This window comes from Kordiimonas sp. (assembly GCF_048264555.1).
Lineage (GTDB): Bacteria > Pseudomonadota > Alphaproteobacteria > Sphingomonadales > Kordiimonadaceae > Kordiimonas.
In genome coordinates, this window is sequence record NZ_JBLXCX010000001.1 from 801246 (window position 1) to 822832 (window position 21587).

Here is a 21587-nt window from a genome sequence, read left to right on the forward strand (position 1 = left end):
GGCCATGCCGGGGCGGCTTCTCAAATATCTGGGGCTCTTTGCCCTTCTGGCGCTGCCGGTTCTGGCGGCGCTTTTGCTTATGAGCCGCAAGCCGGACGGGCTGCATTTCCGTGCCGTGCCGTTTGCGGAGCTTCCCGGTTGGCAACAAGATGACATCGCGGGCGCGCTTCCTGCGCTCCGTAAAAGCTGTGACAGTATGAAAAAACAGCCTGCCTCAAGGGGGCTGCCCGGCGCACGGGTCGGCGGCACCATGGGGGACTGGGCTGAGGTATGCGACACCATTCTCGGCCTCAGCGCCACAGATGATGTGCGCGGCTTTTTTGAAGCCGAGTTTCAGCCGCTTGAGGTCAGGCTGGGCGGTGAAGCCATGGGTATGTTCACCGGCTACTATGAAACGCTCCTTAAAGGCAGCGAAGTACAGAGCACACGTTACCATGTACCGCTTCACGTGAAACCGCCCGAGCTTGTAAGCGTTGACCTTGGCGCTTTTCGGTCTGACCTCAAAGGTCGCCGCATCGCGGGCCTCGTGAAAGGGGACAGGCTTGTCCCGTTCGCGGACCGGGAAGCGATCGCCTCAGGTGCCCTCGCGGGGCGCGACCTTGAGCTTTTATGGGTTGATGACCCTGTGGATGCCTTTTTCCTCCATATTCAGGGCTCGGGCCGGGTACTGATGGAAGACGGGCGGCTCGTGCGGGTTGGCTACGCGGGCCAGAACGGCCATGCCTATACGGCGATTGGTCGTCAGCTGATCGCGGAGGGTGAGGTCCCGCGTGAGCAGATGTCCATGCAGGCGATCCGCACCTGGCTGAGCGAAAACCCGGACCGTGCGGAAGAGCTTCTCAATACTAACGCGTCTTATGTGTTTTTCCGCCTGCTTGAAGATGGTGACGGCCCGTTTGGTTCCGCCAACGTGGCGCTCACGGCTGGCCGATCGCTCGCTGTTGACCGCAGCCATCTGGCGCTTCATGTGCCTATCTGGCTTTCCGCCACCTATCCTGACCCTTTGAGCCGCGAGGCTGAACCCCTGCCGCTCAACCGCCTGATGGTGGCGCAGGATACGGGCGGCGCCATTCGCGGTGAAATTCGCGGTGATGTCTTCTGGGGTTTTGGCGATGAGGCCGAAGAGATCGCTGGCCGTATGGCAAACCGCGGACGTTATTGGCTCTTGCTGCCAAAACCACTGGCGGCCCGCGTGCTTGAGGGCCAGAAGGGTGGCTAGGAAAAAAGAACCGCTGAGCGCCCGGGACCTTGAGATATGGCGTAAGGTGACAGAGACGGTAACCCCGCTTGGGGGCCGCCCGGACACACCGCCCCCGCCCGCGCGCAGCCGCCCCCTTATTCGGCAGGAAGCCGAGGACCTGCCCTATGAGTGGCATACCCGCACCTCCCCCAAACCCGAAGCCCGGATAGACAGGCGCATGCAGCGCCAGATCGCCACCGGCAGGCAGGAGGTTGACCGCTCGGTCGACCTGCACGGCATGACACAGGACCGTGCTTTTGCCACCCTTCGCCGTACCATTGAGGGTGCTATCCGGCGTGGGGACAAAACGCTGCTGGTGGTTACAGGCAAGGGCGGCAAACGTTTCGCGCAGACCGATGCAACACCCGCCGCGTACCGCACCCGCAACGACTTTGACCAGCACGGCGGGGTGCTTCGCCGCATGGTGCCGCTGTGGCTTGAGGGGCCTGAGCTGAAACCTTTCATACAGTCATACGGCAGTGCCGCGCAGGAGCATGGGGGTGACGGCGCGCTTTATGTTATTTTGCGCAAGCGCCTGCCGGGCAGCCGGAGGGCGCAGGCATGACCCCCTTTGGTGAAAAGCTGCGGGCGCTGAGGGAAGCGCGCGGCATCAACCAGGCTGAGCTTGCGGCTGAGCTCGGTGTAAGCCCCGCGTATCTGTCCGCGCTTGAGCACGGCAAACGCGGTGCGCCGTCGTGGGCGTTCCTCCAGAAAGTGATCCAGTATTTTGGCCTGATATGGGACGATGCGGAGCAGTTGCAGGATCTGGCGCATCTCTCCAAACCCAAGGTTACGATCGATACCGCAGGTATGGACGCCCGCGCGACCCGCGCCGCCAATCTGCTTGCCCGCCGCATTGGCCGACTGAACGACCGGGAGCTGGACCAGCTTCTGGCGTTCCTCTCCGAACAGCCACGTGGCAAATAACGCGGATCTCTCCTTATATCATCAGCAAGGAACGGGACGACACCAGCCCACCTGTGCCCGCATCATGCAGCGATCATCCTTTTAGGGGCATTTTGGTGCGGGAGATGGCACATGAAAAACTTCCTACTCATTCACGGCAGCTGGCACGGGGCCTGGTGCTGGTTCAAGATATGGCCGCGGCTTGAGGCAGCGGGCCACCGGGTGATGGTGCCTGACCTGCCGGGTCGTGGCCGCTCGCCCGCGTTTGCCCCTTTTGTATCGCTTGAACGCATGGTGCGCTCGCTTGAGGCGGCGCTGCCACACGGTGAGAAAACAACGGTTGTGGTGCACAGCCGCTACGGCATCGTGGCCTCCATGCTGGCGGAACGCGCGCCCGAGCGGGTTGAACGCACCATTTATCTGGCATCCTTCATGTTGCCGGACCGCAAGCGTGTGCTTGACTATGTGCCCGACAGGGCGGCGGCGATCACAGGTCATGTAGAGGTCAACCGGCGCAGTATGTGGGACTGGCTGGACCCCAAGGTATACCGTGAGGTGCTGTATGCAGATTGCACGGACGATGACATCGCCCTCGCCCGTGCGCTTCTGGTGCGGGAGCCGGTGCGCCCGGCGCTTAGTAAACTCAAACTGAGCGCTGAGCGATACGGCAGCGTGCCGCGCGCTTATATCCGCCTCACTGAAGATCAGGCGGTATCGCTGCCGTTGCAGGACCGGTTGCTTGGTGAAACAAAGGTTGAGCGGGTGGAAAGCTTGCACGCCAGCCATTCGGCTTATTTCTCAAAACCCGATGAACTGACGGCAATGATCCTTAAGCTTGCGGGAAGCTAGGGCGGCGTTGGTGGCTAGCCTGCCAGCAGCTCAAGGCCGGTCATGAGGTTTGAGCCTGAGGCGTGGGTCGCCTTCAGGCGCAGCCCTTCCGGGCCCGAGATCAGCTCATAGGTTTCCCACAAGTCCACCACAGCGTGCCACTGGGCCTGGCTCATTTGCAGGTAGGATTTCCGGTGCACACCAAAACACAGGCAATGTGTGCGTGTTGTGCGCTTGATGCAGCGGTCGAACTTCTTGTCAGACAGGGTAGACTTGGCCCAGACGGTGCTGACAAAAGGTTTGCCGAAGCTATAGAGGTTTTCCACATTCTGCGCTTTGCGCACATACGCCTCATACACATAAAACTCGGTGAGCTGGCGTTCAATGGCGGCACTCAGGAAAGTTTCGGCATCACCGCCGAAATGCTCACCAAGCAGCGTCCGGGTCGTGGCAGTTTGCATGATATAAGGCGTCCATGCAGGCATGCGCACCTTGCCCGCTTCAAACAGCTCGGTCCCAATAAAACCAAATGAGCCTTCATAGAAGTTGCTCAGGTTTTTCTCGTTAAACTGAAGGAAGCTGACAGCTTTTGTCTCGGCAAAAAGCGTCTCGGCTGAGGCCCGGCGGATAAAATGGTTTTTGCAGTCAAGCGCCAGAAACCAGGGCGAGCCAACATGTTGGCTGATGAAAAGCTTGTTCGCCATCTGGATATACCATGGCGGATATTTGGAGAGATCAGCACCCGCCAGAAGGTCGGACGACTGCAACAGCACGACCCTGTTCTGGAAGCGGCCATATTGCGGTTTGATCTTTGTTTCAAAATACCGGGCGAAAACGGCATAGTCGTCGCTGTTGTATACCGCGAATATCTTGCCAACGAAGTCAGAGTCCAGATGCTTCTCAAAGGACCTCGCCTGCAGGATCAGCGACATATAGTCGCCTGAATATACTGTGGTTACAATGTCGATCACGGCCGGGTTGTCCAATCGCTATTTTACTCAGGCCAAATGGCCCGAAACTTTCGCACGGCTTTCTTAATCCCCCGTTTAAAACCGGGGACAATTGGCTGTATTTTTTTGAAAGAGATAACTCCTCAACACATCCACTGAAGGTCCATATCTCACTGAAAGTGGCGGTTCGTCAACACACTTGGCCCTTTGTGCAGGTCGCTTTTAGGTTTGTTTACACTTGCTGGCGTGGGAAAACATCGGTGTTTGAAGGCTTTAGGGCCGCAGCGTCCAATGTTGCCAGTTTTGGTCTTCCGCGCCGCCGTGGCAGGTATAGAAGCGCTGCGCCGCCAGATTGTCCGGCAATACCAGCCAGTCAAGGCTCGAGGCACCCGCTGCCTTGGCGGCAGAGACGACGGCGCCGAACAGCTTTTCCCCCACACCATGGCTGCGCGCCTCGCGAACCACGTACAGCTCTTTCATGATGAGGCGGGGCCGGAGGTCATAAGTGAAGGGAATTGTGTAATAAACCGCGTACCCAACAAGGGTTTCGCCCTCAACCGCCACAAGGGCATGGAATTCAGGGGAGGGGCAAAAGCCGCGGTCCAGAAGGTCCTGTTCCGTGACCCTGAAATCATCGATATAGCCTTCAAAACGCGCGAGCGAACGCATGAGGGTGAGAAGCGCAGGCACATCCGCCCGGCAGGCCGGGCGGACGGTTATCGGGGAGATGGCGGGCATCAGGCGGCCTCCAGCTCCCGCACCGATGAGGGTTCAGCCCCTTCAGCGAGGGCAAAACCTTCATCAAGCCAGCCGGTGATGCCGCCAGCCATCAGCTTGACCGGGCGCCCAAGTTCCGCCAGCCGACGGGCTGCTTTTGCGGCACCGTTGCAGTGTGGCCCCGCGCAGTACACCACAAAAAGTGTTTCCTTGGGCCAGGTTTCCATGCGGCGGCGGATGATCTTGCCGTGCGGCAGGTTCAACGCCCCCGGCACATGGCCCCTCTCATAAAGCGCTGGCCCGCGTACATCGAGAAGGACAAAACCGGGCTCATCCAGCATCAAGGTTTCATGGGTGTCCCAGCAATCGGTTTCAAATTCAAACTCGCGGCTGAAATGCTCAAACGCCACCTCAGGCGACGCGGCGGGAACATGGGTTACGGCATTGGACATGGTTTTCTCCGTCATTGTTGGTGCTGTTCAATAGCTATGCGGGGTCGCCGGTTTTTTGAAGTGGCGTAAATGACAATATGCGGTAATATTACGCCATGACTGAAAATACCCCCAAACGCCCGCTCGTATGTGCGCTGGTTTATGATGGCCTGTGCCTGTTCGAGTTTGGCATTGCGGCCGAAGTGTTCGGCTTGCCCCGGCCTGAGTTTGATACATGGTACGACTTCAAGACGGTCGCGGTGGATGATGGTCCCTGCCGCGCTTTTGGCGGCCTCTCCCTCACGTCAGACCACGGCCTTGAGGCGCTTGAAGACGCGTCGCTTATCATCGTGCCCGGCTGGCGCGGCGCGGATGAGCCGGTGCCTCGGCCGCTGGTTGAAGCCCTACAGCGGGCGCACGGGAGGGGGGTGCGGCTGGCATCTATCTGCTCCGGTGTTTTTGTGCTGGCGGCAGCGGGTCTGCTTGAAGGGCGGCAAGCCACAACCCACTGGCGCTACGCCACCAAGCTGCAGGACAGTTACCCCTCCCTCCGTGTGGATGCAGATGTGCTTTATATTGATGAGGGCGGCGTGCTGACCTCGGCGGGTTCGGCGTCCGGGCTTGACCTCTGCCTCCATATCGTGCGGCAGGATTTTGGTGTTGAGGTCGCGAATGAGGTGGCCAAGCGGCTTGTGTTGCCCGCGCACCGGGAAGGCGGGCAGGCACAATATATCCCCCGCCCCATGCCGAGGGAGCGCGGCGGCCAGATCGCCAAACTGCTCGACAAGGTACGGCTGCGCCTGAACGAGGATTGGGGTGTTGACCGCATGGCGGATGAGGCAGGCCTGTCTCCGCGCACGCTCCTTCGCCGCTTTGTGGAGGCAACGGGCGAAAGCCCCAAGGCCTGGATATTGTCCGAGCGGCTCGCGCGTGCCCGCGAACTGCTGGAGAGCAGCGACATAGGCCTTGATGACCTTACCCTCGCCTGCGGCATCGGCGCGCCAGAGACCCTGCGCCATCACTTCCGCAAACGTTTTGGCACCAGCCCGATGCAATACCGCGCGCGGTTCCGCCCGAGAGTTTAACGGCCTAGCGGCGTACCATCTGGCTCATGGCGGCCAAGCTGCACAGGGCAAAGAGACCGAGCATCATAAAATCAGCACTCAGGCCCGAGATCAGGGTTTGAGGGGCTAAAAATGCCTGCCAGGCATCCCCCAGAATGGGCGAGCTTTCCAGGCTGCCCGCTGGTGCGGCTGAAGCCTTTTGCACTGCCTCGCCCGCTGCGTGACGGAGGGAAAAGGCGAGGAACCCAAAAACACCGAGTATTGCTGTGCCCCATGGTAAAAAGCCTGCGGTGCCCTGACGTTTTTTTGGCGCCTGTTTCAAAGCGGGGAGCGCGGCGATGCGGGCGGCAATCCTGGCGTCCATGCCTTGGGGGGCATCGCTGAGCGGCAGGGTTCGCAGGTGTTCGCTAAGGAGCAGGCTGGCGTTCATCGCCGCATGGCAGCCCTCACAGCCTTCAATGTGGGCGCGTGCCTCAAGGGGCAGTTCGCTACCCTCAACGCTTGCGAGGTCAATGGCATGTTTCACCTGATCGCAGTTCATTGTGTTTCTCTCTCTTCACTTGTTTCGCTCAGCTGTTCCCGGAGCTTTGCGCGCGCCCGAAACAGCAGGGTTTTCACCGTGCCTTCGGTAACACCAAGCGCAAGGGCGGTCTCAGCTAAGGTCATGTCATCCCGGTAGAACAGATAGGTGGCGGTGCGCTGCGCCGCCGGTAATGCGCTTACCATGTCCCAGACCGTGGTCGCTTGCTCGTTTGCCAGCAGGGTCGAGAGGGGTGTCTCACCGGTCAGGTGCGGCTCAAGGCTCTGCTCCGCGTGATAGTCTTCGTTTTTTTCTCGCTCTCGCTGCCTCTTCCTCAGCTCGGTTTGTGCGAGACGGACAGCGATTGTTGCCATCCACGGGTAAAACGGCCGCGCAGGGTCATAGCGTGCGATGTTCGCATAGGCTTTTACAAAAGCGTCCTGCGCGATTTCTTCCGCGCGTTCAGGCTGCTTGAGCACGGCAACACAAAGGTTGAAGATGCGGCGGTCAAAAAGCGCCACAAGGGCACCAAACGCCTGATGGTCACCCGCTTTTACGGCGTTTACGGCCAGACGAACGGTATGGCTTTCATGCGCATCCGTTCGTCCTCGCAGGGTATGAGGCTTGTCAGCCATATATTAGTCGGTCTCTGCTGTATCGAGACTATTGTCGAGGCCCAGCCCCAACACGCCGTACATCACTTTGCGCCCACCAAAAAACAGCGGGAAAGCACCGATGATGATGAGCGGCGGGAAAGCCAAACCCAGCACACAGAAGGCCACACCGTACATGGTCATATCAACCGCTTCCCGGGTTTCATCTTCTGATGTGGGGGCCGCGCGCAGATAGTCACCAAAGCTTCTGTAGCCATGGGCTACTGCGTACCCACGGTACCGGTTCAAAAGCTTGGCCACAAAAACCAGTGCCGCGATGATAAAAATAAGCCCGACTGCCAAAACAAAACCACTAAACATCGTGTTCTCCTCTTTTTCTTGTTGGCGCCGGGTGGGGGTATCCCACCCAAGCGCTACTTATGATACTCACGGCAAAAGGATCAGGTTGACAGCATAGCCAATTATTTTCCCGAAGCTCCATCCTCCCGCATTTTGGCTGGACCGCGTTCCCTTTTTGTTCTAATTTATGCCACCAAGGTTGGAGGAATGGGGGCATTATGGTTGCATCGGTCCAGACGGTTGCTTTTGAGGGTATCGAAGCCCGCCCGGTTGAGGTGCAGGTGCAGATCAGCTCCGGCCTGCCGTCGTTTACCATTGTGGGCTTGCCTGACAAGGCTGTTTCTGAAGCGCGGGAGCGGGTGCGTGCGGCCTTGTCCGCCATTGGTCTTGCGCTCCCGGCTGAGCGGATCACGGTCAACCTCTCCCCCGCTGACTTGCCGAAAGAGGGCTCGCATTACGATCTTCCCATCGCCCTTGGTATTCTCACCGCCATGAACGTGCTGCCGCATGACGGGCTTGAAGGGCATGTGGTGATGGGGGAGCTGGGGCTTGATGGCAGCATCCGCGCGGTTGCGGGCGCCTTGCCTGCCGCTATTTTCGCGAAAGAGCAGGACGGCATTTTCATTTGCCCGGCGGCGGTGGGGCCGGAAGCCGCATGGGCGGGGCTTGACGGCCTTCTCGCGCCCGATAGCCTGCTTGCGCTCATTAACCACATGCGCGGCAACCAGCTTTTAAGCGTGCCGGATATCCTGCCGGAGGCTGACCTCTCACCGCTCGCAGACCTTGCCGACATCAAGGGCCAGGAGGTGGCAAAACGTGCGCTTGAGGTGGCCGCAGCCGGGGGCCACAATATGCTGATGGTGGGCCCTCCCGGCTCTGGGAAATCCATGCTGGCGTCACGCATGCCGTCTATCCTGCCGCCCATGAGCGCTGAGGAAGCGCTGGAGGTCAGCATGATTGCGTCTGTCGCCGGACTTCTCAAGGAAGGGCGTATCAGCAGGGCGCGCCCGTTTCGCTCCCCGCACCATAGTGCAAGTCAGCCCGCGCTGATTGGTGGCGGGCAAAAAGCCAAACCGGGCGAGGTATCGCTCGCGCACGGCGGTGTGCTTTTCCTTGATGAACTGCCCGAGTTTAACCGCTCGGCGCTTGAAGCGCTCCGGCAGCCGCTCGAAAGTGGGGAGGTGGCGGTGGCCCGAGTGCAGGCTCATGTTACTTACCCCGCCCGTTTTCAGCTTATTGCGGCGATGAACCCGTGCCGGTGCGGCCATCTGGATGATGCGGCCCTTGCCTGCGCCCGTGCGCCCCGGTGCGCGCTTGACTATCAGTCCAAAATCTCGGGGCCGCTATATGACCGGATTGATTTGCATGTGGATGTGCCCGCCGTGGCGGCGAGTGATTTGAGCCTGCCCGCACCGCGTGAAAGCTCCGCCGATGTTGCTTTGCGGGTGAGTGCCGCGCACGCTATCCAGAAGGCACGCTTCAAGGCGCTCGGCGCTCCCGTCCACATGCGGCTGAATGCCCATGCAGATGGCAGGGTTTTGGAGGAGATCGCAGCGCTTGATACCTCCGGCCGTAGCTTGATGGAACGCGCGGCGGAGCGTATGCGCCTTTCCGCCCGTGGTTATCACCGGGTGCTTAGGGTGGCGCGCACGCTCGCGGACCTTGAGGCGGCAGAGCATATCAACTCAGGCCATATCGCGGAGGCCCTGACCTACCGCCGCATGAGCCCTGCACTCGCCCTGAGCGCTGCCGTTTAGCAGGCGAGCCGGAATAATTTCAAATTTTATTTCCCATATTTTTCAATATGTTGGATGTGGTTCACCAATCTTTTTTGGCTTGGCTGTCACGTTTTTTGTCGTGGTTTCGTCACCGTGCTAACACATGGAAATCACGGCGACTGAACAGCAAACAACCACCGGGGAGCGCAGATGAAAGAAGAAAACGGGCTGGCGGCGCATTTTGAAGATAGCCGTGGCCGCCTGAAAGCGGTGGCTTATCGCATGCTGGGCACCAAAGCCGAGGCGGAAGACGCGGTGCAGGAAGCCTGGATCAGGCTCAACCGGTCTGATGCAGATGAGATTGACAATCTGGGCGGTTGGCTCACCACCGTGGTGGCGCGTATCTGCCTTGATATGCTGCGCAGCCGCAAGTCACGCGGCGAGGAGGAGCTGGAGCCTGACGTGCTCGAGCAGGCTGGCGATGCCGGCGAAAGCATAGAGGCTGATCTTATGCTGGCGGATGCGGTTGGCCCCGCGCTTCTGGTGGTGCTTGACCTCCTCACGCCAACGGAGCGCATCGCCTTTGTGCTGCATGATCTTTTTGATCTGCCGTTCCGGGATATTGCGCCGATTATTGACCGCACGGAGGAGGCCACGCGCCAACTGGCAAGCCGGGCGCGCCGCCGGGTACGCGGGGCAGCACCACGGCAAGATACCCTGCGCCAGCAGGAGATGGTTGCAGCTTTCCTCAAGGCCTCGCGGGAGGGCAACTTTGAGGCGCTGATCGGCCTTCTGCACCCTGAAGTCGCGCTTTATGCCGATGAAGCCGCCATCAAGATCACCGCCGCCAACAAAGACAAGGGCGCGCCCGAGTTCAGGGATGAGATCAACGGCGCGAGCCATGTGGCAGAAACCTTCAAGGGCCGCGCGGCAGGGGCCCGGCTTGCTATCATCGACGGCGCGATCGGCGCCGCATGGGGCTGGGACGACAAACCCGTTGTTGCCTTCTGTTTCACGCTTGAGGGTGACAGCATCTCAAGCATCAAGGTGGTTATGGATAAAAAACGGCTGAGCGAGATGGACATCAGAATGTTTGACGCAGATGAAGGAGCATCATCATGAATATCGTTCTTTGGGTTTTAGGGGTGTTGCTCGCGCTGCATACAGCCGTGGGCGCCGCGTGGAAGTTCACCAATTCGGAACAGTCGGTGCCGTCCCTGAACGTGATCCCGCACGGGGTGTGGATGGCCATGAGCGGGGTTGAGATCCTGTGCGCCATCGGCCTTGTGGTGCCAGCTTTCTATAAGCCGCTTGCGTTCCTTGTGCCGCTGGCTGCTGTGCTTATCGCCATAGAAATGCTGGCGTTCTCCGTCCTTCACCTCGTATCGGGAGATAGTACCATGGGCCCTATGGTCTACTGGCTTGTGGTTGCGGCCATCTGCGCTTTCATCGCCTACGGGCGTTATGCGCTGACCCCGTTTTCATAACCGCCGCAGCGCGATAATTGCTTCACATTCCCGCCATCCTGCCGTCTTGAAAGCAAGAAACCTTTCAAGGAGGACAGGATGGCCCTTGATGCAACCCTTGCCGCCAGTGTGTCTGCGGTCCTCAATGACCTGCCGCCGGTGATTGACCATATCCAGCAGCGGAAGGACTATGCAAAAAGCACTGCCGCGCAAAAAACGGTGACGACCTATAACGCCTATAGCCTTGCGCTGAAGACTCTGCAGTCGAGCCAGAACCCGAGCGCGACAGATTATCAAGCGCTGGATGACACCACAAAAGAAGTGGTGCTGCCGCAAACTGCGGACCTGATCTCCGCCAATATTGCGATGGCTAACATGGGCCAGCTCAACACCAGCCGCACCATCGAGCCCACATACGCGACCGAAGAAAACAAACTGCTCACCAAACTTCTGGATGATTGCCAGACGCTCTCAAGCCTTCTGGCGGCGGAGTATGCGGGCAGCAACCCGCCATCCCCACCACCAAGCGACCTGCCGGACCCGCCGCCTTCCCCCAGTGAAGGTGCCAACACCGATACGCCCAATTTTGACATCGACAGTTACCAGCCTGAGACAATCACGGTGGGTGATCTCGATCCCTATCAGCTGCCCGGCGATACCACGATTTATGTGCAGGACAAAAACTGAGCGACCCCCAACAAGGACCACCCATCATGCTGAACATAGACTTTACAGCACAACTGCCAGCCACCCTGCCCGGCGTGAACCGTAATCAGGTGGTCAAGTTCAACAACAGCTGGGTAAGGGTGGGCCAGAACGGCAACAACGTGCAGTTCCTCGTCGCCTACCGCGCCATGGTCCACAAGGTGCAGGACCAGCAAAACAACTGGGTTTTTGCCAACCCGGCACCGCAGTTCCCGGGGCAGGCAGGCACCCCGTGGGGCTCTGGCTGGGGGCTTCCGGCCGGGCAAGCCATCCTTGAGGGGCAAGTGCCCGATGGGCGCGGCGGGCGCTATTTTGACGGAGTGGGCATCGCGCAGATACAGATAGATATCAACAATCTGGGCAACCCGGCGCAGGCGTTTCAGGTTGTTGCTGACGAGATCATCCCCAACACAGACGGTTATGAAGACCCCCGCATTTTTGAAGCGAACGGGCGCTATTTCATCCACTCCCACAGGTATCAGCCAGACAGCTTTCGCGGTGCGCCGGGGCCGCAACACCGCATCTACAAAGGTTATGCGCCCGAACGCATCCCCTGGGTGCCAGGCGACATCAATACCCAGCAGCGCTCGCTTTTTGTCAAGATCACTGAAGTTGAGTTTCGCAACAACCAGTTCTGGCTCGGGCCTGAGTTCTACTATGGTAGCAACGTCTCCAGCAATTTTGAGAAAAACTACGGCTTTTTCCTTGATGGTGACACGCTCTGCGCTGTGTATGGGGTAACACCCAACAACCGGCCTTTCACCATGCTGCGGGCCATTCGCGGGCTTGGCGGGCAGGCGGTGCATGATTTCCCGCGCGGCAACCGTTTCATCGCGGAAGAGTTTCAACCCAATACTGACCCCCAAACGGGTAACACGCGGGACTGTTTCCTGCGCCTGCAGCAGTATTATGCAGACTTTTTCCCCGGCCCTGCACCGACGGTGTTTTCATCCAGCGGCCCCTTGATATGGGATGCAGGCTTCCAGCGTTGGCAAGGGGTGGGTCACGTGAAGGTGCTGCATGCCAACTATATGGCTTACCTGCGTCAGATTGTTGTCTGTGCGCTGGCGGCGGGGCAGGCGGCCAACTACCAGAATGGCCCGCAAAACGGCAATCAAGCCTATCAGGCGCTCATGAACACCAATGCTTACGTGCAGGCGGTGGATGCATATCTGACCCAAAACCCCAACACGGCGCAGCAATATGTGGCGGCCTATCTGAACGGTGTAACAGGTGGTAACCTGCAACCCGGACAGGTCGCGGACGACGACCGAGATACTTTCATCAACGCTATCCGGTCGGACTTCATTCGCGGCAGCCTCAGCCGCCGCATTGCGGAAGCCTATAGCCTGCAACAGGGCAATGTGTCGCCGTGGCAGGGCAACCTGCTGCCTAACCCGCGCAACGGGGGTGACAACCGCGTCATTTTCCATCCAGCGTGTTTCTATTACAGCTTTTTCTATGAGATCGAGGCGAACACCTATCGGCTCAATCGCTTTTCCAATTCGTTTCTGGTGTATGACCAAAACAACCCGAGCTTCCTGCAGTTTGCCAGCAATCTGGCGCGCGCGGGCGGCAATTATCTCATGAGCTTCGGGCAGGATGACAACCGCACCAAGGTTCTCCAGATAACAGCGCAGGAATATGATAACGCCATGGTGCACGATGCCACCAATTTTGCACCAGCGAACTATAACTTCGTAAATACCCCGGTGAATGAAACCGTGCTTTAGCCGGGCTGAAAGCCAGTAAAGGTTTGCAGCGTCCGTGCTATGCAGCCTAAGCTGCGCCAATGCAAAGGCAGCTTTATATTCTATCAGGCGGTTTGGTGATGGCATTGGTGCTATGTGGTGCCATTTGGCTGCCTGAAGGCTTGCACGGCACAGGTGCCCGCTGGGCCGCGCGCGGTGCGCTCGTGGGCGTGTTTATCTGCCTGCGCCTTCGCCGCTATCAGATGCAGCCGCTTTACACCAGACATGTGCTGCTCTCTGCCGCGACCGGCGGGTTTTTGGTCATGGCCGCCGCGAGCCTGTGGCTGGTGGATACAGCACCCGCCCCCTTCATCTGGCTCACGCCTATCCTAAGCGCCAGCCTTCTCAGCCTCAGCTTTCACCTGCTCACCCTCGGGCGTGGCAGAATGGTTTAGCGCGGCGTTATGTTGCCTCTTCAGGCCATTCACTTACGGAAGTGAAAAAGTGATCTGCTTTCTCTCGGATAAGGGCCCAATCATCCTTCATCGCTCGCGCAAAGCTAATTGAAATCAGAAACTTATCGCGCCAGATATACTTTAGGGTGCATTGGGGGTTTGGAACGCGATCTGTGCGGCTGCAAATAAGCAGTTTTGCTTGCGCACTACCTTGATTCACCGCAAAAATATCTTTCTCCAATTCGCCCGCTTTTGCCTCTAGAGTAGAAACGCGTGTACCCAGATGCTCCATACCTGGAACGTCTTGGTTATCAGGACGTTTCTCTTCAGCAACTGGCGCCAATGACTGAGCGTAAACTTTGAATAACGACTGCAGACTGGATGTCGCCGTGCAAGGCTTCGCGTCAATACTCCTGGGGCCTACGCGGCACATTCTTCCAATTGACACGTACACTACTTTGTTGGCTTGCCCCTCGGCGATGAAGTCATCTTTGTGCTCATAAGAGAAAGGTAAAAAGTCAGGCATAAGGGCATGCACCATGAAGCCGTTTGCCAGCTCATCCGGTTTCCGATCACTAAGCTCCAATAACGACCTGAGATGATTGCCGGGGATATGAAATGTTACCCCCTCCATTTTCGCATCAACCGTTTTGGCAGAGGTTTCCCAGGGGCTTGCTGGCCTGAACGGTTTGCCTTTTATTTTGCCGTACAGCAGAAACCCGCCGACAAACAGGGCGGGTACCAGAAAAAGCGCGATGATATGGCTTGGTTTGACCATCAGTTCCCCCATCAACCGTTGGCGTTTCGCCCAGGCTTGCGGGGATACTAGGGGCGGGACATCCGCTTGTACATAACCTTCGTGCAATGGTTGTGAAGGTGGGGTTATTCCACCCTGAACTCAGTGCGCAGGGTTTTGCTTTCCGCGCCATCGCGAGAGGCTTTGATCTCTGCGGTCCAGATGCCGGGCGTCAGGCCGCCGGAGGGGCGCTTGCGGCCAATGAAGCGGTAGATAAACTGGCGGTCCCGCTCCAGCGTCTCGGTTTTCTCCGCGAAGGTGCGACCCATAGGGTCTTTGATCTTCATGGCCCAGACATCCCCCTCGCGGGCATGGAAGGCGTGGGTTGTCATCACCAGCGCGGGTGCAGTGCGGGGGATCACCTCATTTGGCGCCTGCCAGATATCCGCGCGCTCAGGCGGCGCGGATGAGAGGCGAATGCCGATCAGCACCAGCGGTTCATAGGAGGGTGTTGTGGCCCATTGGCTGTTGTCGTCCGCGCTATCGGCCGTGCAGGCGTCGCTCATCTTGCGGCCATCAAAGGGGTCGATGATCTCACCGCCCTCGCGCAGCATATAGTGCAGGTGGGGGTATTCCGTCTCGCCCGAGAGGCCCACCTGCCCGAGCTTCTGGCCTGCCTTTACGCTCGCGCCCTCACCCACCGTGAGGCTGCCGTTTTTTAGGTGGCAATATTGGCTTTGGCGGCCATCTTCATGTTGGAGCACGATACCGTTGCCGCATTCCTTGCCGTCGATATCGCTTTCATCCAGTTGCCGGGCAGAGATGTCGGCCACGCCGTCGCGGCGGCGCAGGATGGTGCCTTCGGCGACCGCAAGCACATCAACGCCTGCTTCCATCATGCCCATATGCCGGAGCGCGATATCCACGCCCTTGTGGCCTTCCTGAGTTTCGCCCAGGCAACGGTAGTCGGTCGCAGCGCCACCTGTGCCCGCGCCCCGGTCTACATACCGCGCGATGAGGCAGGTATCGCCCAGTGTGCAGTCCAGCGGGAACTTGAGGCCATCCGGGTTGGTTGGTGTGGCCTGTGCGGCTTGTTGCTCGCTCGGTTGGTTGCTCTGCTCTTCGCGCTTTTGTTCGCAGGCAGTGAGGGAAAGGGCTGTCAGGCTCGCGCATAATAGGGTGAAACTTTTCATCTTTATGGTCATCGCGGTTGCCTTTCTTGCTCTCTCACATCTTAGGTTTTGCGGTTCGCCTTCTCGGTCAAGCCCGAGAGCCCTTCGCGGCGCGCCAGCTCCTCCGTGACATCGCTGAGCGACAGGCCCTTGGCGCTGAGGAGCACCATCAGGTGAAAGAGAAGGTCCGCGCTTTCGCTCACCAGCTCACGGTCGTCGCCTGCGGCTGTGGCCATCGCGGCCTCCACCGCTTCTTCCCCTACCTTTTGCGCGATCTTTTTGGCACCTTTATGGTAAAGCCGCGCAACGTAACTTTCATCTGCTGACGCGCCTTTGCGCTCCTCCAGAAGGGCCTCAAGCCGGGCCAGGGTATCGCCGATGCTGTTTTGCTTATCCGTCATATCCATGCCTCACTTTCCGCCACACATGCGCCACACATTGGCGGTTTATACCCAATATACGCCACAGATACGCCTCACATTTTGGGCTTTTCGCCACACTTTTATAGCCTAACAGCTATGCCCGCTTTGGCCATATGGGCTTTTGCTTCCGCGATCGTGTGGTCCCCAAAGTGGAAGATCGAGGCCGCCAGCACGGCAGATGCGTGGCCGTCCCGCACCCCTTCAACCAGGTGATCAAGCGTGCCAACACCGCCCGATGCGATCACCGGAATGCTCACTGCGTCAGAGATTGCGCGGGTTAGGGCCAAGTTGAAGCCTTCGCGTGTGCCGTCCCGGTCCATGCTGGTGAGGAGGATCTCGCCCGCGCCCAGCCTCGCGGCCTCCTTGGCGTATTCAACCGCGTCTATGCCGGTTGCCGTGCGGCCGCCGTGGGTGAAAATCTCCCACTTGTCTGGCCCAACTTCTTTGGCATCAACGGCCACCACAATGCACTGGGCGCCAAATTTTTCAGACAGTTCGCCGATCAGCGCAGGGCGGTTGACCGCCGCTGTCATCACGGAAACCTTGTCTGCGCCCGCGAGCAGCAGCTTGCGCACATCTTCTTCCGTGCGTACCCCGCCGCCGACCGTAAGCGGCATGAAGCACGCCTCCGCCGTGCGGCTCACCACATCAAGGAGGATGTCCCGCCGCTCGCTGGAGGCGGTGATGTCAAGGAAGGTCAGCTCGTCGGCGCCAGCGGCGTCATACACCCGCGCCTGTTCCACCGGGTCGCCCGCGTCGATAAGGTCAACAAAGTTAACACCTTTGACGACCCTGCCGTCTTTCACGTCAAGGCAGGGGATGATGCGTGCCTTCAGCATTTTGCAAGCTCCAGCGCGGCTTTGAGGTCCAGCCGTCCGTCATAAATCGCGCGGCCCGTGACCACACCTTCAAGGTTGCCAGCGGCTTTCACGCGAGTAATGTCGTCAATATCCTTCACGCCGCCGGATGCGATCACCGGGATAGAAACGAGGTTCGCGAGGGCGGATGATGCCTCTGCGTTGACGCCGGTGAGCGTGCCGTCCCGGTCGATATCCGTATGGATAATGGCGGCAACGCCCGCATCTTCAAACTTGCGAGCAAGCTCGCCCACCTCAAGCTCGCTGGCTTCCGCCCAGCCTTCAACGGCAACCATGCCGCCCTTTGCGTCAATGCCCACGGCGATCTTGCCGGGGAAAAGGCGGCAGGCTTCTTTCACCAAATCCGGGTTTTTGACGGCTAAGGTGCCGAGGATAAGGCGGGAGATGCCAGCCTCCAGCCACCGTTCCATGGTTGCGATATCGCGGATACCACCCCCAAGCTGGACCGGGATTTTCACGGTTTTCAAAATGGCTTCAACGGCAGCGGCGTTCACCGGCGCACCCGCAAACGCGCCGTTCAGGTCCACGAGATGCAGCCAGGTACAGCCCGCATCCTCAAACTCTTTGGCCTGGGCTGCGGGGTTGTCGCTAAACACGGTCACAGCGTCCATATCGCCTTTGAAAAGGCGCACGCAGTTGCCGTCCTTGAGGTCAATGGCAGGATAAACTGTAATCATGGTTTCCACTCCAAAAACGCACTCAGGAGCCTGAGGCCAACCGCCTGGCTCTTTTCCGGGTGGAACTGGGTGCCCACCATGTTGTCTCGGCCAACTATGGCCGTTACCTGCCCACCATGGTCGGTATAGCCCAGAAGGGCATCACCTGTGTTGAGCGCCATATGATAGCTATGCACAAAATAGGCATGGTCTCCCGCTGTAATGCCGCGGCACACAGGGTGCCTCGCGCCTGCGTCCGTCAGCGTCAGCTCGTTCCAGCCCATGTGCGGGATCTTGAGGGCCGGGTCTTCCGGCTCCATGCGTTCAACGGTGCCGTCAATCCAGCCCATGCCTTCATGGATGCCGTGCTCGTGTCCCTCATGCGCCATAAGGTGCATGCCCACACAGATACCGAGGAAAGGTTTCCCGGCCTCCAGCACCGCTTCTTCAATGGTGTCGGCAAGGCCCTCGATCGCCATAAGGCCGCGGCGGCAATCGCCAAATGCACCTACACCGGGCAGCACTATGCGGTCGGCTTTTGCGATGACATCGCAATTGTCGGTCACAACAATCGTGCTTGAAAGCCCGGCCTCACGGGCCGCCCGCGCCAATGCCTTTTCAGCAGAACGCAAGTTGCCCGAGCCATAATCAACGATGGCAACGGTTTCGGTCATCAAAAGCTCCTTGCCGCTTAGAGGCTACCGCCGAGGGTGCCCTTGGTGCTTGGCACGGCGTCTGCCTTGCGTGGGTCTACCTCAAGGGCGACCCTGAGCGCCCGTGCGAGCGCCTTGAAGCTGCTCTCGATAATATGGTGGTTGTTCACCCCATAGAGATTTTCCACGTGCAGGGTTACACCGGCGGCAAAAGCGAAGGCCCGGAAGAACTCTTCAAACAGCTCCGTATCCATCTCGCCGATCTTGTCGCGGCTGAAATCCACCTTCCATACAATGAAAGGGCGGCCTGAGATATCGATGGCGGCGCGGGTCAGCGTTTCATCCATCGGAATATAGGCGCTAGCGTAGCGGGTGATGCCCAACATGTCGCCCAGCGCTTTTTTGATGGCTGTGCCGATCACGATACCACAGTCTTCGGTGGTATGGTGCCCGTCGATATGTAGGTCGCCTTTTGCGCGCAAGGTGATGTCAATGAGCGAATGGCGCGATAGCTGTTCGATCATATGATCGAGAAAGCCAATGCCGGTATGAACGTCGTACGAACCTGTACCGTCCAGATTTACCGTCACGGAGATTTCGGTCTCCTTGGTCTTTCTTTCATATGATGCTGTGCGCATTTCATGCTCCGCATTGCAGTTTGGTTTGACCAATTGGTGCTCATGCTCCAATTTGAAAACACTATGGCTTTAGGGTTAAAGCGCCTCTAAAGCAAGGATTTATGCGGCTTTTCCGCACATAAGCTTGTAAGAGATCACTTCGGTTCATATATGCTTTCGCAAAGATAAAAAGTAGAAAAGGAAAACTTAAGTCTCATGACTCAGTTCCATTCAGAGCTGCCAACCTGGCATGCCACCACCATCTGCAGCGTACGCAAGGACGGTAAAGTTGTGATCGCTGGCGATGGTCAGGTTTCCGTTGGTGATACGGTGATGAAAGCCAATGCGCGCAAGGTCCGGCATTTGGCGGGCGGCAAGGTGATCGCTGGTTTTGCGGGGGCAACGGCGGATGCCTTCACGCTTTTTGAGCGCCTTGAAGCCAAGCTTGAGCGGCACCCCGGCCAGCTCGCCCGCGCCTGTGTTGAGCTTGCGAAAGACTGGCGTACGGACAAATACCTGCGCCAGCTTCAGGCCATGATGATTGTGGTGGACGGTGACACGAGCCTTGTGGTGACCGGTAACGGTGATGTGCTTGAGCCAGAGCACGGTGTTGTGGCTATCGGCTCAGGCGGTAATTATGCGCTTGCGGCTGCTCGCGCGCTTTATGACCAGGACCTGAGTGCCGAAGACATCGCCCGCAAGGCCATGAAAATTGCCGCTGATATCTGCGTTTACACCAACGACAATGTGATCGTTGAGCAGATGGACGCCACCAGCAGCACCGCCTTTAGTACCGACAGTCAGGAGTAAATATGTCCAGTTTTTCCCCGCGCGAGATCGTCTCTGAGCTCGACCGTTTCATCATTGGCCAGAAAGACGCAAAACGCGCTGTTGCCGTGGCGCTCAGGAACCGCTGGCGGCGCCAGCAGCTTGAAGGCCAGATGCGCGAAGAGGTGCTGCCGAAGAACATCCTGATGATCGGGCCAACCGGTGTTGGTAAAACCGAAATCTCCCGCCGTCTCGCCAAACTTGCGGAAGCACCCTTCATCAAGGTTGAGGCCACCAAGTTCACCGAGGTGGGGTATGTGGGCCGTGATGTTGAACAGATCATCCGTGACCTGATCGAGAATGCTATCCTGATGATGCGGGAGAAGCGCCGCAAGGAAGTGGCCGCCAAGGCTGAAATTCACGCGGAAGAACGCGTGCTTGACGCCCTTGTAGGCGAAGGTGCCTCGGATGCCACACGGCAGAAGTTTCGCAAGATGCTGCGGGAAGGTGAGTTGGCGGAAAAGGAAATCGAGCTTGATATCGCGGATACCACGAGCCCATTCCCGCAATTTGATATCCCCGGCATGCCAGGCGCCAGCGTTGGCATGCTCAACCTCGGGGACATGTTCGGCAAAGCCATGGGTGGCCGCAAGGTGAAGAAGCACCTGAAGGTGGCGGAAGCCTATGAAGTCCTGATGGGGGAAGAGGCAGACAAGCTGGTGGATGATGAAAGCATCACCCGCGAAGCCACGACACTCGTTGAAGAACACGGCATTGTCTTTCTGGACGAGATTGACAAGATCTGTGCGCGCCAGGATGTTCGCGGCGGTGACGTGAGCCGTGAAGGTGTGCAGCGTGACCTGTTGCCGCTGATTGAAGGCACCACTGTTTCCACCAAATATGGTGCGGTGAAAACCGACCATATCCTGTTTATTGCGTCTGGCGCATTTCATCTCGCGAAACCGAGCGACCTGTTGCCTGAGCTTCAGGGCCGCCTACCGATCCGCGTTGAGTTGCGCCCGCTGACGGAAGAAGATTTCAAGCGCATCCTCACGGAGCCTGACTTCAGCCTCATCCGCCAGTATGTGGCGCTCATGGGCACAGAAGACCTCACACTTGAGTTCACTGATGACGGCATTGACGAGATCGCGCGTATCTCGGCGCATTTCAACGAAACCGTTGAGAATATCGGCGCCCGCCGCCTGCATACGGTGCTTGAAAAAGTGCTGGAGGAGATCAGCTTCACTGCCTCTGACCAGAGCGGTGTCACCATCAAGGTGGACGCTGATTTTGTACGCAAAAACATGGGCGAGCTGGCGGAAAAAGACAACGACCTCTCCAAGTTCATTCTCTAGGACGCTGTGGCGGTTATTTTCGCGGTTGGTGGCTGGACGCCGCCAACCAGCCCGCTATAGTGTGCGCATTCCAGTGAGCAAAGCGGGAGTGCAATCCATGGCCTACGACAAGAACAATATCTTCGCAAAAATCCTGCGCGGGGAAATTCCTTGCAACAAGGTTTATGAAGATGAGTGGGCGCTGGCGTTCCATGACATCAACCCGCAGGCGCCAACCCATGTGCTGGTGATCCCGAAGGGGCCTTATGTTTCGATGGCTGATTTCACCGCAGAAGCACCGGCGGACCTGATCGCCGGTTTCATGCGCGCAGTGGGTAAAACCGCAGAAATGCTGGGCCTTGTTGATGGTGGCTACCGTACGCTCGCAAACGCGGGCGATAACGCGCACCAGGAAGTGCCGCACCTGCATATCCATATTTTTGGCGGTAAAGCGCTTGGCCCGATGCTGATAAAAGACTGGTCAGGCAAGCTCTAGGGCTTAAAGTTCCCGCGCTTCATCCGCCAGCAGGATGGGAATGCCGTCTCTGATCGGGAAGGCAAGGCCCGCGCTTTTACTGATCAGTTCCTGCTTTTCCGCATCATACTCAAGCCGCATTTTGGTGACCGGGCAAACCAGTATTTCAAGAAGTTTGGGGTTTGTGCTGCTGCGCTCAGGCATCTTAAATGTCTCCGGAGAAATAAAATCG

Annotated in this window: 28 protein-coding genes; 14 read left to right on the forward strand and 14 right to left on the reverse strand. The window is 58.5% G+C overall.

The annotated features are described in order from the left end of the window. Positions 1 to 4 precede the first annotated feature (4 nt). From ACN0XZ_RS03865 to ACN0XZ_RS03880, 4 genes are all read left to right on the forward strand, one after another. Positions 5 to 1219 (forward strand): murein transglycosylase A, encoded by a 1215-nt coding sequence (locus ACN0XZ_RS03865; RefSeq protein WP_417456393.1) that lies wholly within the window; start codon positions 5 to 7, stop codon positions 1217 to 1219. Further along, positions 1212 to 1805, forward strand: a complete 594-nt coding sequence (locus tag ACN0XZ_RS03870) for a Smr/MutS family protein (RefSeq protein WP_417456394.1) — start codon at positions 1212 to 1214, stop codon at positions 1803 to 1805. The genes ACN0XZ_RS03865 and ACN0XZ_RS03870 overlap by 8 nt, the downstream gene beginning before the upstream one ends. Beyond that, positions 1802 to 2167, forward strand: coding sequence for a helix-turn-helix domain-containing protein (locus tag ACN0XZ_RS03875; protein ID WP_417456395.1), 366 nt, complete (start codon positions 1802 to 1804; stop codon positions 2165 to 2167). Before ACN0XZ_RS03870 ends, ACN0XZ_RS03875 begins: the two co-directional genes overlap by 4 nt. A gap of 111 nt (positions 2168 to 2278) precedes the next feature. Further along, positions 2279 to 2995, forward strand: coding sequence for an alpha/beta fold hydrolase (locus ACN0XZ_RS03880; RefSeq protein WP_417456396.1), 717 nt, complete (start codon positions 2279 to 2281; stop codon positions 2993 to 2995). A 14-nt stretch (positions 2996 to 3009) separates the two neighbouring features. Here ACN0XZ_RS03880 and ACN0XZ_RS03885 read toward each other — a convergent pair whose 3' ends face one another. From ACN0XZ_RS03885 to ACN0XZ_RS03895, 3 genes are all read right to left on the reverse strand, one after another. Continuing rightward, positions 3010 to 3945: a DUF6492 family protein gene (locus tag ACN0XZ_RS03885; protein WP_417456397.1), complete on the reverse strand. Its 936-nt coding sequence runs from the start codon at positions 3943 to 3945 to the stop codon at positions 3010 to 3012. A 252-nt stretch (positions 3946 to 4197) separates the two neighbouring features. Beyond that, positions 4198 to 4662: a GNAT family N-acetyltransferase gene (locus ACN0XZ_RS03890; protein ID WP_417456398.1), complete on the reverse strand. Its 465-nt coding sequence runs from the start codon at positions 4660 to 4662 to the stop codon at positions 4198 to 4200. Then, positions 4662 to 5093, reverse strand: coding sequence for a rhodanese-like domain-containing protein (locus ACN0XZ_RS03895; RefSeq protein ID WP_417456399.1), 432 nt, complete (start codon positions 5091 to 5093; stop codon positions 4662 to 4664). Before ACN0XZ_RS03895 ends, ACN0XZ_RS03890 begins: the two co-directional genes overlap by 1 nt. Before the next feature lie 95 nt (positions 5094 to 5188). Here ACN0XZ_RS03895 and ftrA point away from each other — a divergent pair, with 95 nt between their 5' ends. Continuing rightward, complete coding sequence (gene ftrA / locus ACN0XZ_RS03900; RefSeq protein ID WP_417456400.1) at positions 5189 to 6157, forward strand: transcriptional regulator FtrA; 969 nt, start codon at positions 5189 to 5191, stop codon at positions 6155 to 6157. Between the two features lie 4 nt (positions 6158 to 6161). Here ftrA and ACN0XZ_RS03905 read toward each other — a convergent pair whose 3' ends face one another. From ACN0XZ_RS03905 to ACN0XZ_RS03915, 3 genes are read right to left on the reverse strand one after another with little or no spacing between them, the layout of a single operon-like run. After that, entirely contained in the window at positions 6162 to 6677 is a 516-nt protein-coding gene (locus ACN0XZ_RS03905) for a hypothetical protein (protein WP_417456401.1), read from the reverse strand. After that, the gene (locus tag ACN0XZ_RS03910; protein WP_417456402.1) at positions 6674 to 7291 is read right to left on the reverse strand and encodes an RNA polymerase sigma factor; all 618 of its coding nucleotides are present in this window, start codon (positions 7289 to 7291) and stop codon (positions 6674 to 6676) included. Before ACN0XZ_RS03910 ends, ACN0XZ_RS03905 begins: the two co-directional genes overlap by 4 nt. Before the next feature lie 3 nt (positions 7292 to 7294). Next, positions 7295 to 7630 carry a hypothetical protein gene (locus tag ACN0XZ_RS03915; protein ID WP_417456403.1) on the reverse strand — a complete coding sequence of 112 codons (336 nt, stop codon included), beginning with the start codon at positions 7628 to 7630 and terminating at the stop codon, positions 7295 to 7297. A gap of 197 nt (positions 7631 to 7827) precedes the next feature. Between ACN0XZ_RS03915 and ACN0XZ_RS03920 the strand changes: the two genes are divergently transcribed. The 6 genes from ACN0XZ_RS03920 (at position 7828) to ACN0XZ_RS03945 (ending at position 13644) form a co-directional block, all read left to right on the forward strand. Continuing rightward, positions 7828 to 9366, forward strand: coding sequence for a YifB family Mg chelatase-like AAA ATPase (locus ACN0XZ_RS03920; protein ID WP_417456404.1), 1539 nt, complete (start codon positions 7828 to 7830; stop codon positions 9364 to 9366). Between the two features lie 171 nt (positions 9367 to 9537). Next, positions 9538 to 10449: a sigma-70 family RNA polymerase sigma factor gene (locus ACN0XZ_RS03925; RefSeq protein WP_417456405.1), complete on the forward strand. Its 912-nt coding sequence runs from the start codon at positions 9538 to 9540 to the stop codon at positions 10447 to 10449. Continuing rightward, the gene (locus ACN0XZ_RS03930; protein WP_417456406.1) at positions 10446 to 10814 is read left to right on the forward strand and encodes a DoxX family protein; all 369 of its coding nucleotides are present in this window, start codon (positions 10446 to 10448) and stop codon (positions 10812 to 10814) included. Before ACN0XZ_RS03925 ends, ACN0XZ_RS03930 begins: the two co-directional genes overlap by 4 nt. Before the next feature lie 78 nt (positions 10815 to 10892). Then, entirely contained in the window at positions 10893 to 11480 is a 588-nt protein-coding gene (locus ACN0XZ_RS03935) for a hypothetical protein (RefSeq protein WP_417456407.1), read from the forward strand. A gap of 26 nt (positions 11481 to 11506) precedes the next feature. Further along, positions 11507 to 13231 (forward strand): hypothetical protein, encoded by a 1725-nt coding sequence (locus ACN0XZ_RS03940; RefSeq protein WP_417456408.1) that lies wholly within the window; start codon positions 11507 to 11509, stop codon positions 13229 to 13231. Positions 13232 to 13329: 98 nt separating this feature from the next. Further along, positions 13330 to 13644 (forward strand): hypothetical protein, encoded by a 315-nt coding sequence (locus tag ACN0XZ_RS03945; RefSeq protein ID WP_417456409.1) that lies wholly within the window; start codon positions 13330 to 13332, stop codon positions 13642 to 13644. Positions 13645 to 13651: 7 nt separating this feature from the next. Here ACN0XZ_RS03945 and ACN0XZ_RS03950 read toward each other — a convergent pair whose 3' ends face one another. From ACN0XZ_RS03950 to hisB, 7 genes are all read right to left on the reverse strand, one after another. Continuing rightward, positions 13652 to 14422 (reverse strand): hypothetical protein, encoded by a 771-nt coding sequence (locus ACN0XZ_RS03950; RefSeq protein ID WP_417456410.1) that lies wholly within the window; start codon positions 14420 to 14422, stop codon positions 13652 to 13654. Between the two features lie 104 nt (positions 14423 to 14526). Continuing rightward, positions 14527 to 15573: a M23 family metallopeptidase gene (locus ACN0XZ_RS03955; protein WP_417456411.1), complete on the reverse strand. Its 1047-nt coding sequence runs from the start codon at positions 15571 to 15573 to the stop codon at positions 14527 to 14529. A 41-nt stretch (positions 15574 to 15614) separates the two neighbouring features. After that, positions 15615 to 15953, reverse strand: coding sequence for a phosphoribosyl-ATP diphosphatase (locus tag ACN0XZ_RS03960; protein ID WP_417456412.1), 339 nt, complete (start codon positions 15951 to 15953; stop codon positions 15615 to 15617). Between the two features lie 101 nt (positions 15954 to 16054). Then, positions 16055 to 16813, reverse strand: coding sequence for an imidazole glycerol phosphate synthase subunit HisF (gene hisF, locus ACN0XZ_RS03965; RefSeq protein WP_417456413.1), 759 nt, complete (start codon positions 16811 to 16813; stop codon positions 16055 to 16057). Further along, positions 16807 to 17526, reverse strand: a complete 720-nt coding sequence (hisA, locus tag ACN0XZ_RS03970) for a 1-(5-phosphoribosyl)-5-[(5-phosphoribosylamino)methylideneamino]imidazole-4-carboxamide isomerase (RefSeq protein WP_417456650.1) — start codon at positions 17524 to 17526, stop codon at positions 16807 to 16809. Before hisA ends, hisF begins: the two co-directional genes overlap by 7 nt. Beyond that, positions 17526 to 18182 carry an imidazole glycerol phosphate synthase subunit HisH gene (hisH, locus tag ACN0XZ_RS03975; protein ID WP_417456414.1) on the reverse strand — a complete coding sequence of 219 codons (657 nt, stop codon included), beginning with the start codon at positions 18180 to 18182 and terminating at the stop codon, positions 17526 to 17528. Before hisH ends, hisA begins: the two co-directional genes overlap by 1 nt. Before the next feature lie 17 nt (positions 18183 to 18199). Then, on the reverse strand, positions 18200 to 18799 hold the full coding sequence (gene hisB, locus ACN0XZ_RS03980) for an imidazoleglycerol-phosphate dehydratase HisB (RefSeq protein ID WP_417456415.1): 600 nt from the start codon (positions 18797 to 18799) through the stop codon (positions 18200 to 18202). A gap of 195 nt (positions 18800 to 18994) precedes the next feature. Here hisB and hslV point away from each other — a divergent pair, with 195 nt between their 5' ends. The 3 genes from hslV (at position 18995) to ACN0XZ_RS03995 (ending at position 21376) form a co-directional block, all read left to right on the forward strand. Further along, on the forward strand, positions 18995 to 19588 hold the full coding sequence (hslV, locus tag ACN0XZ_RS03985) for an ATP-dependent protease subunit HslV (RefSeq protein WP_417456416.1): 594 nt from the start codon (positions 18995 to 18997) through the stop codon (positions 19586 to 19588). 2 nt (positions 19589 to 19590) lie between these two features. Then, positions 19591 to 20901, forward strand: a complete 1311-nt coding sequence (hslU, locus tag ACN0XZ_RS03990; RefSeq protein ID WP_417456417.1) for an ATP-dependent protease ATPase subunit HslU — start codon at positions 19591 to 19593, stop codon at positions 20899 to 20901. 97 nt (positions 20902 to 20998) lie between these two features. Beyond that, a complete protein-coding gene (locus tag ACN0XZ_RS03995) occupies positions 20999 to 21376 on the forward strand; it encodes a histidine triad nucleotide-binding protein (protein ID WP_417456418.1) in 378 nt (125 codons plus the stop codon). A gap of 3 nt (positions 21377 to 21379) precedes the next feature. On the opposite strand, the gene ACN0XZ_RS04000 is transcribed toward ACN0XZ_RS03995, so the two are convergent. Further along, entirely contained in the window at positions 21380 to 21559 is a 180-nt protein-coding gene (locus ACN0XZ_RS04000; RefSeq protein ID WP_417456419.1) for a Trm112 family protein, read from the reverse strand. Positions 21560 to 21587: the final 28 nt, after the last annotated feature.

Bases quoted from the DNA above. Each gene is read 5' to 3' on its own strand.
- ACN0XZ_RS03865 (WP_417456393.1), top strand. From the start codon at position 5: ATGCCGGGGCGGCTTCTCAAATATCTGGGGCTCTTTGCCCTTCTGGCG.
- ACN0XZ_RS03875 (WP_417456395.1), top strand. From the start codon at position 1,802: ATGACCCCCTTTGGTGAAAAGCTGCGGGCGCTGAGGGAAGCGCGCGGC.
- ACN0XZ_RS03880 (WP_417456396.1), top strand. From the start codon at position 2,279: ATGAAAAACTTCCTACTCATTCACGGCAGCTGGCACGGGGCCTGGTGC.
- ACN0XZ_RS03890 (WP_417456398.1), bottom strand. From the start codon at position 4,662: ATGCCCGCCATCTCCCCGATAACCGTCCGCCCGGCCTGCCGGGCGGAT.
- ACN0XZ_RS03895 (WP_417456399.1), bottom strand. From the start codon at position 5,093: ATGTCCAATGCCGTAACCCATGTTCCCGCCGCGTCGCCTGAGGTGGCG.
- ftrA (WP_417456400.1), top strand. From the start codon at position 5,189: ATGACTGAAAATACCCCCAAACGCCCGCTCGTATGTGCGCTGGTTTAT.
- ACN0XZ_RS03905 (WP_417456401.1), bottom strand. From the start codon at position 6,677: ATGAACTGCGATCAGGTGAAACATGCCATTGACCTCGCAAGCGTTGAG.
- ACN0XZ_RS03910 (WP_417456402.1), bottom strand. From the start codon at position 7,291: ATGGCTGACAAGCCTCATACCCTGCGAGGACGAACGGATGCGCATGAA.
- ACN0XZ_RS03915 (WP_417456403.1), bottom strand. From the start codon at position 7,630: ATGTTTAGTGGTTTTGTTTTGGCAGTCGGGCTTATTTTTATCATCGCG.
- ACN0XZ_RS03920 (WP_417456404.1), top strand. From the start codon at position 7,828: ATGGTTGCATCGGTCCAGACGGTTGCTTTTGAGGGTATCGAAGCCCGC.
- ACN0XZ_RS03925 (WP_417456405.1), top strand. From the start codon at position 9,538: ATGAAAGAAGAAAACGGGCTGGCGGCGCATTTTGAAGATAGCCGTGGC.
- ACN0XZ_RS03930 (WP_417456406.1), top strand. From the start codon at position 10,446: ATGAATATCGTTCTTTGGGTTTTAGGGGTGTTGCTCGCGCTGCATACA.
- ACN0XZ_RS03935 (WP_417456407.1), top strand. From the start codon at position 10,893: ATGGCCCTTGATGCAACCCTTGCCGCCAGTGTGTCTGCGGTCCTCAAT.
- ACN0XZ_RS03940 (WP_417456408.1), top strand. From the start codon at position 11,507: ATGCTGAACATAGACTTTACAGCACAACTGCCAGCCACCCTGCCCGGC.
- ACN0XZ_RS03945 (WP_417456409.1), top strand. From the start codon at position 13,330: ATGGCATTGGTGCTATGTGGTGCCATTTGGCTGCCTGAAGGCTTGCAC.
- ACN0XZ_RS03950 (WP_417456410.1), bottom strand. From the start codon at position 14,422: ATGGTCAAACCAAGCCATATCATCGCGCTTTTTCTGGTACCCGCCCTG.
- ACN0XZ_RS03955 (WP_417456411.1), bottom strand. From the start codon at position 15,573: ATGAAAAGTTTCACCCTATTATGCGCGAGCCTGACAGCCCTTTCCCTC.
- ACN0XZ_RS03960 (WP_417456412.1), bottom strand. From the start codon at position 15,953: ATGACGGATAAGCAAAACAGCATCGGCGATACCCTGGCCCGGCTTGAG.
- hisF (WP_417456413.1), bottom strand. From the start codon at position 16,813: ATGCTGAAGGCACGCATCATCCCCTGCCTTGACGTGAAAGACGGCAGG.
- hisH (WP_417456414.1), bottom strand. From the start codon at position 18,182: ATGACCGAAACCGTTGCCATCGTTGATTATGGCTCGGGCAACTTGCGT.
- hisB (WP_417456415.1), bottom strand. From the start codon at position 18,799: ATGCGCACAGCATCATATGAAAGAAAGACCAAGGAGACCGAAATCTCC.
- hslV (WP_417456416.1), top strand. From the start codon at position 18,995: ATGACTCAGTTCCATTCAGAGCTGCCAACCTGGCATGCCACCACCATC.
- hslU (WP_417456417.1), top strand. From the start codon at position 19,591: ATGTCCAGTTTTTCCCCGCGCGAGATCGTCTCTGAGCTCGACCGTTTC.
- ACN0XZ_RS03995 (WP_417456418.1), top strand. From the start codon at position 20,999: ATGGCCTACGACAAGAACAATATCTTCGCAAAAATCCTGCGCGGGGAA.
- ACN0XZ_RS04000 (WP_417456419.1), bottom strand. From the start codon at position 21,559: ATGCCTGAGCGCAGCAGCACAAACCCCAAACTTCTTGAAATACTGGTT.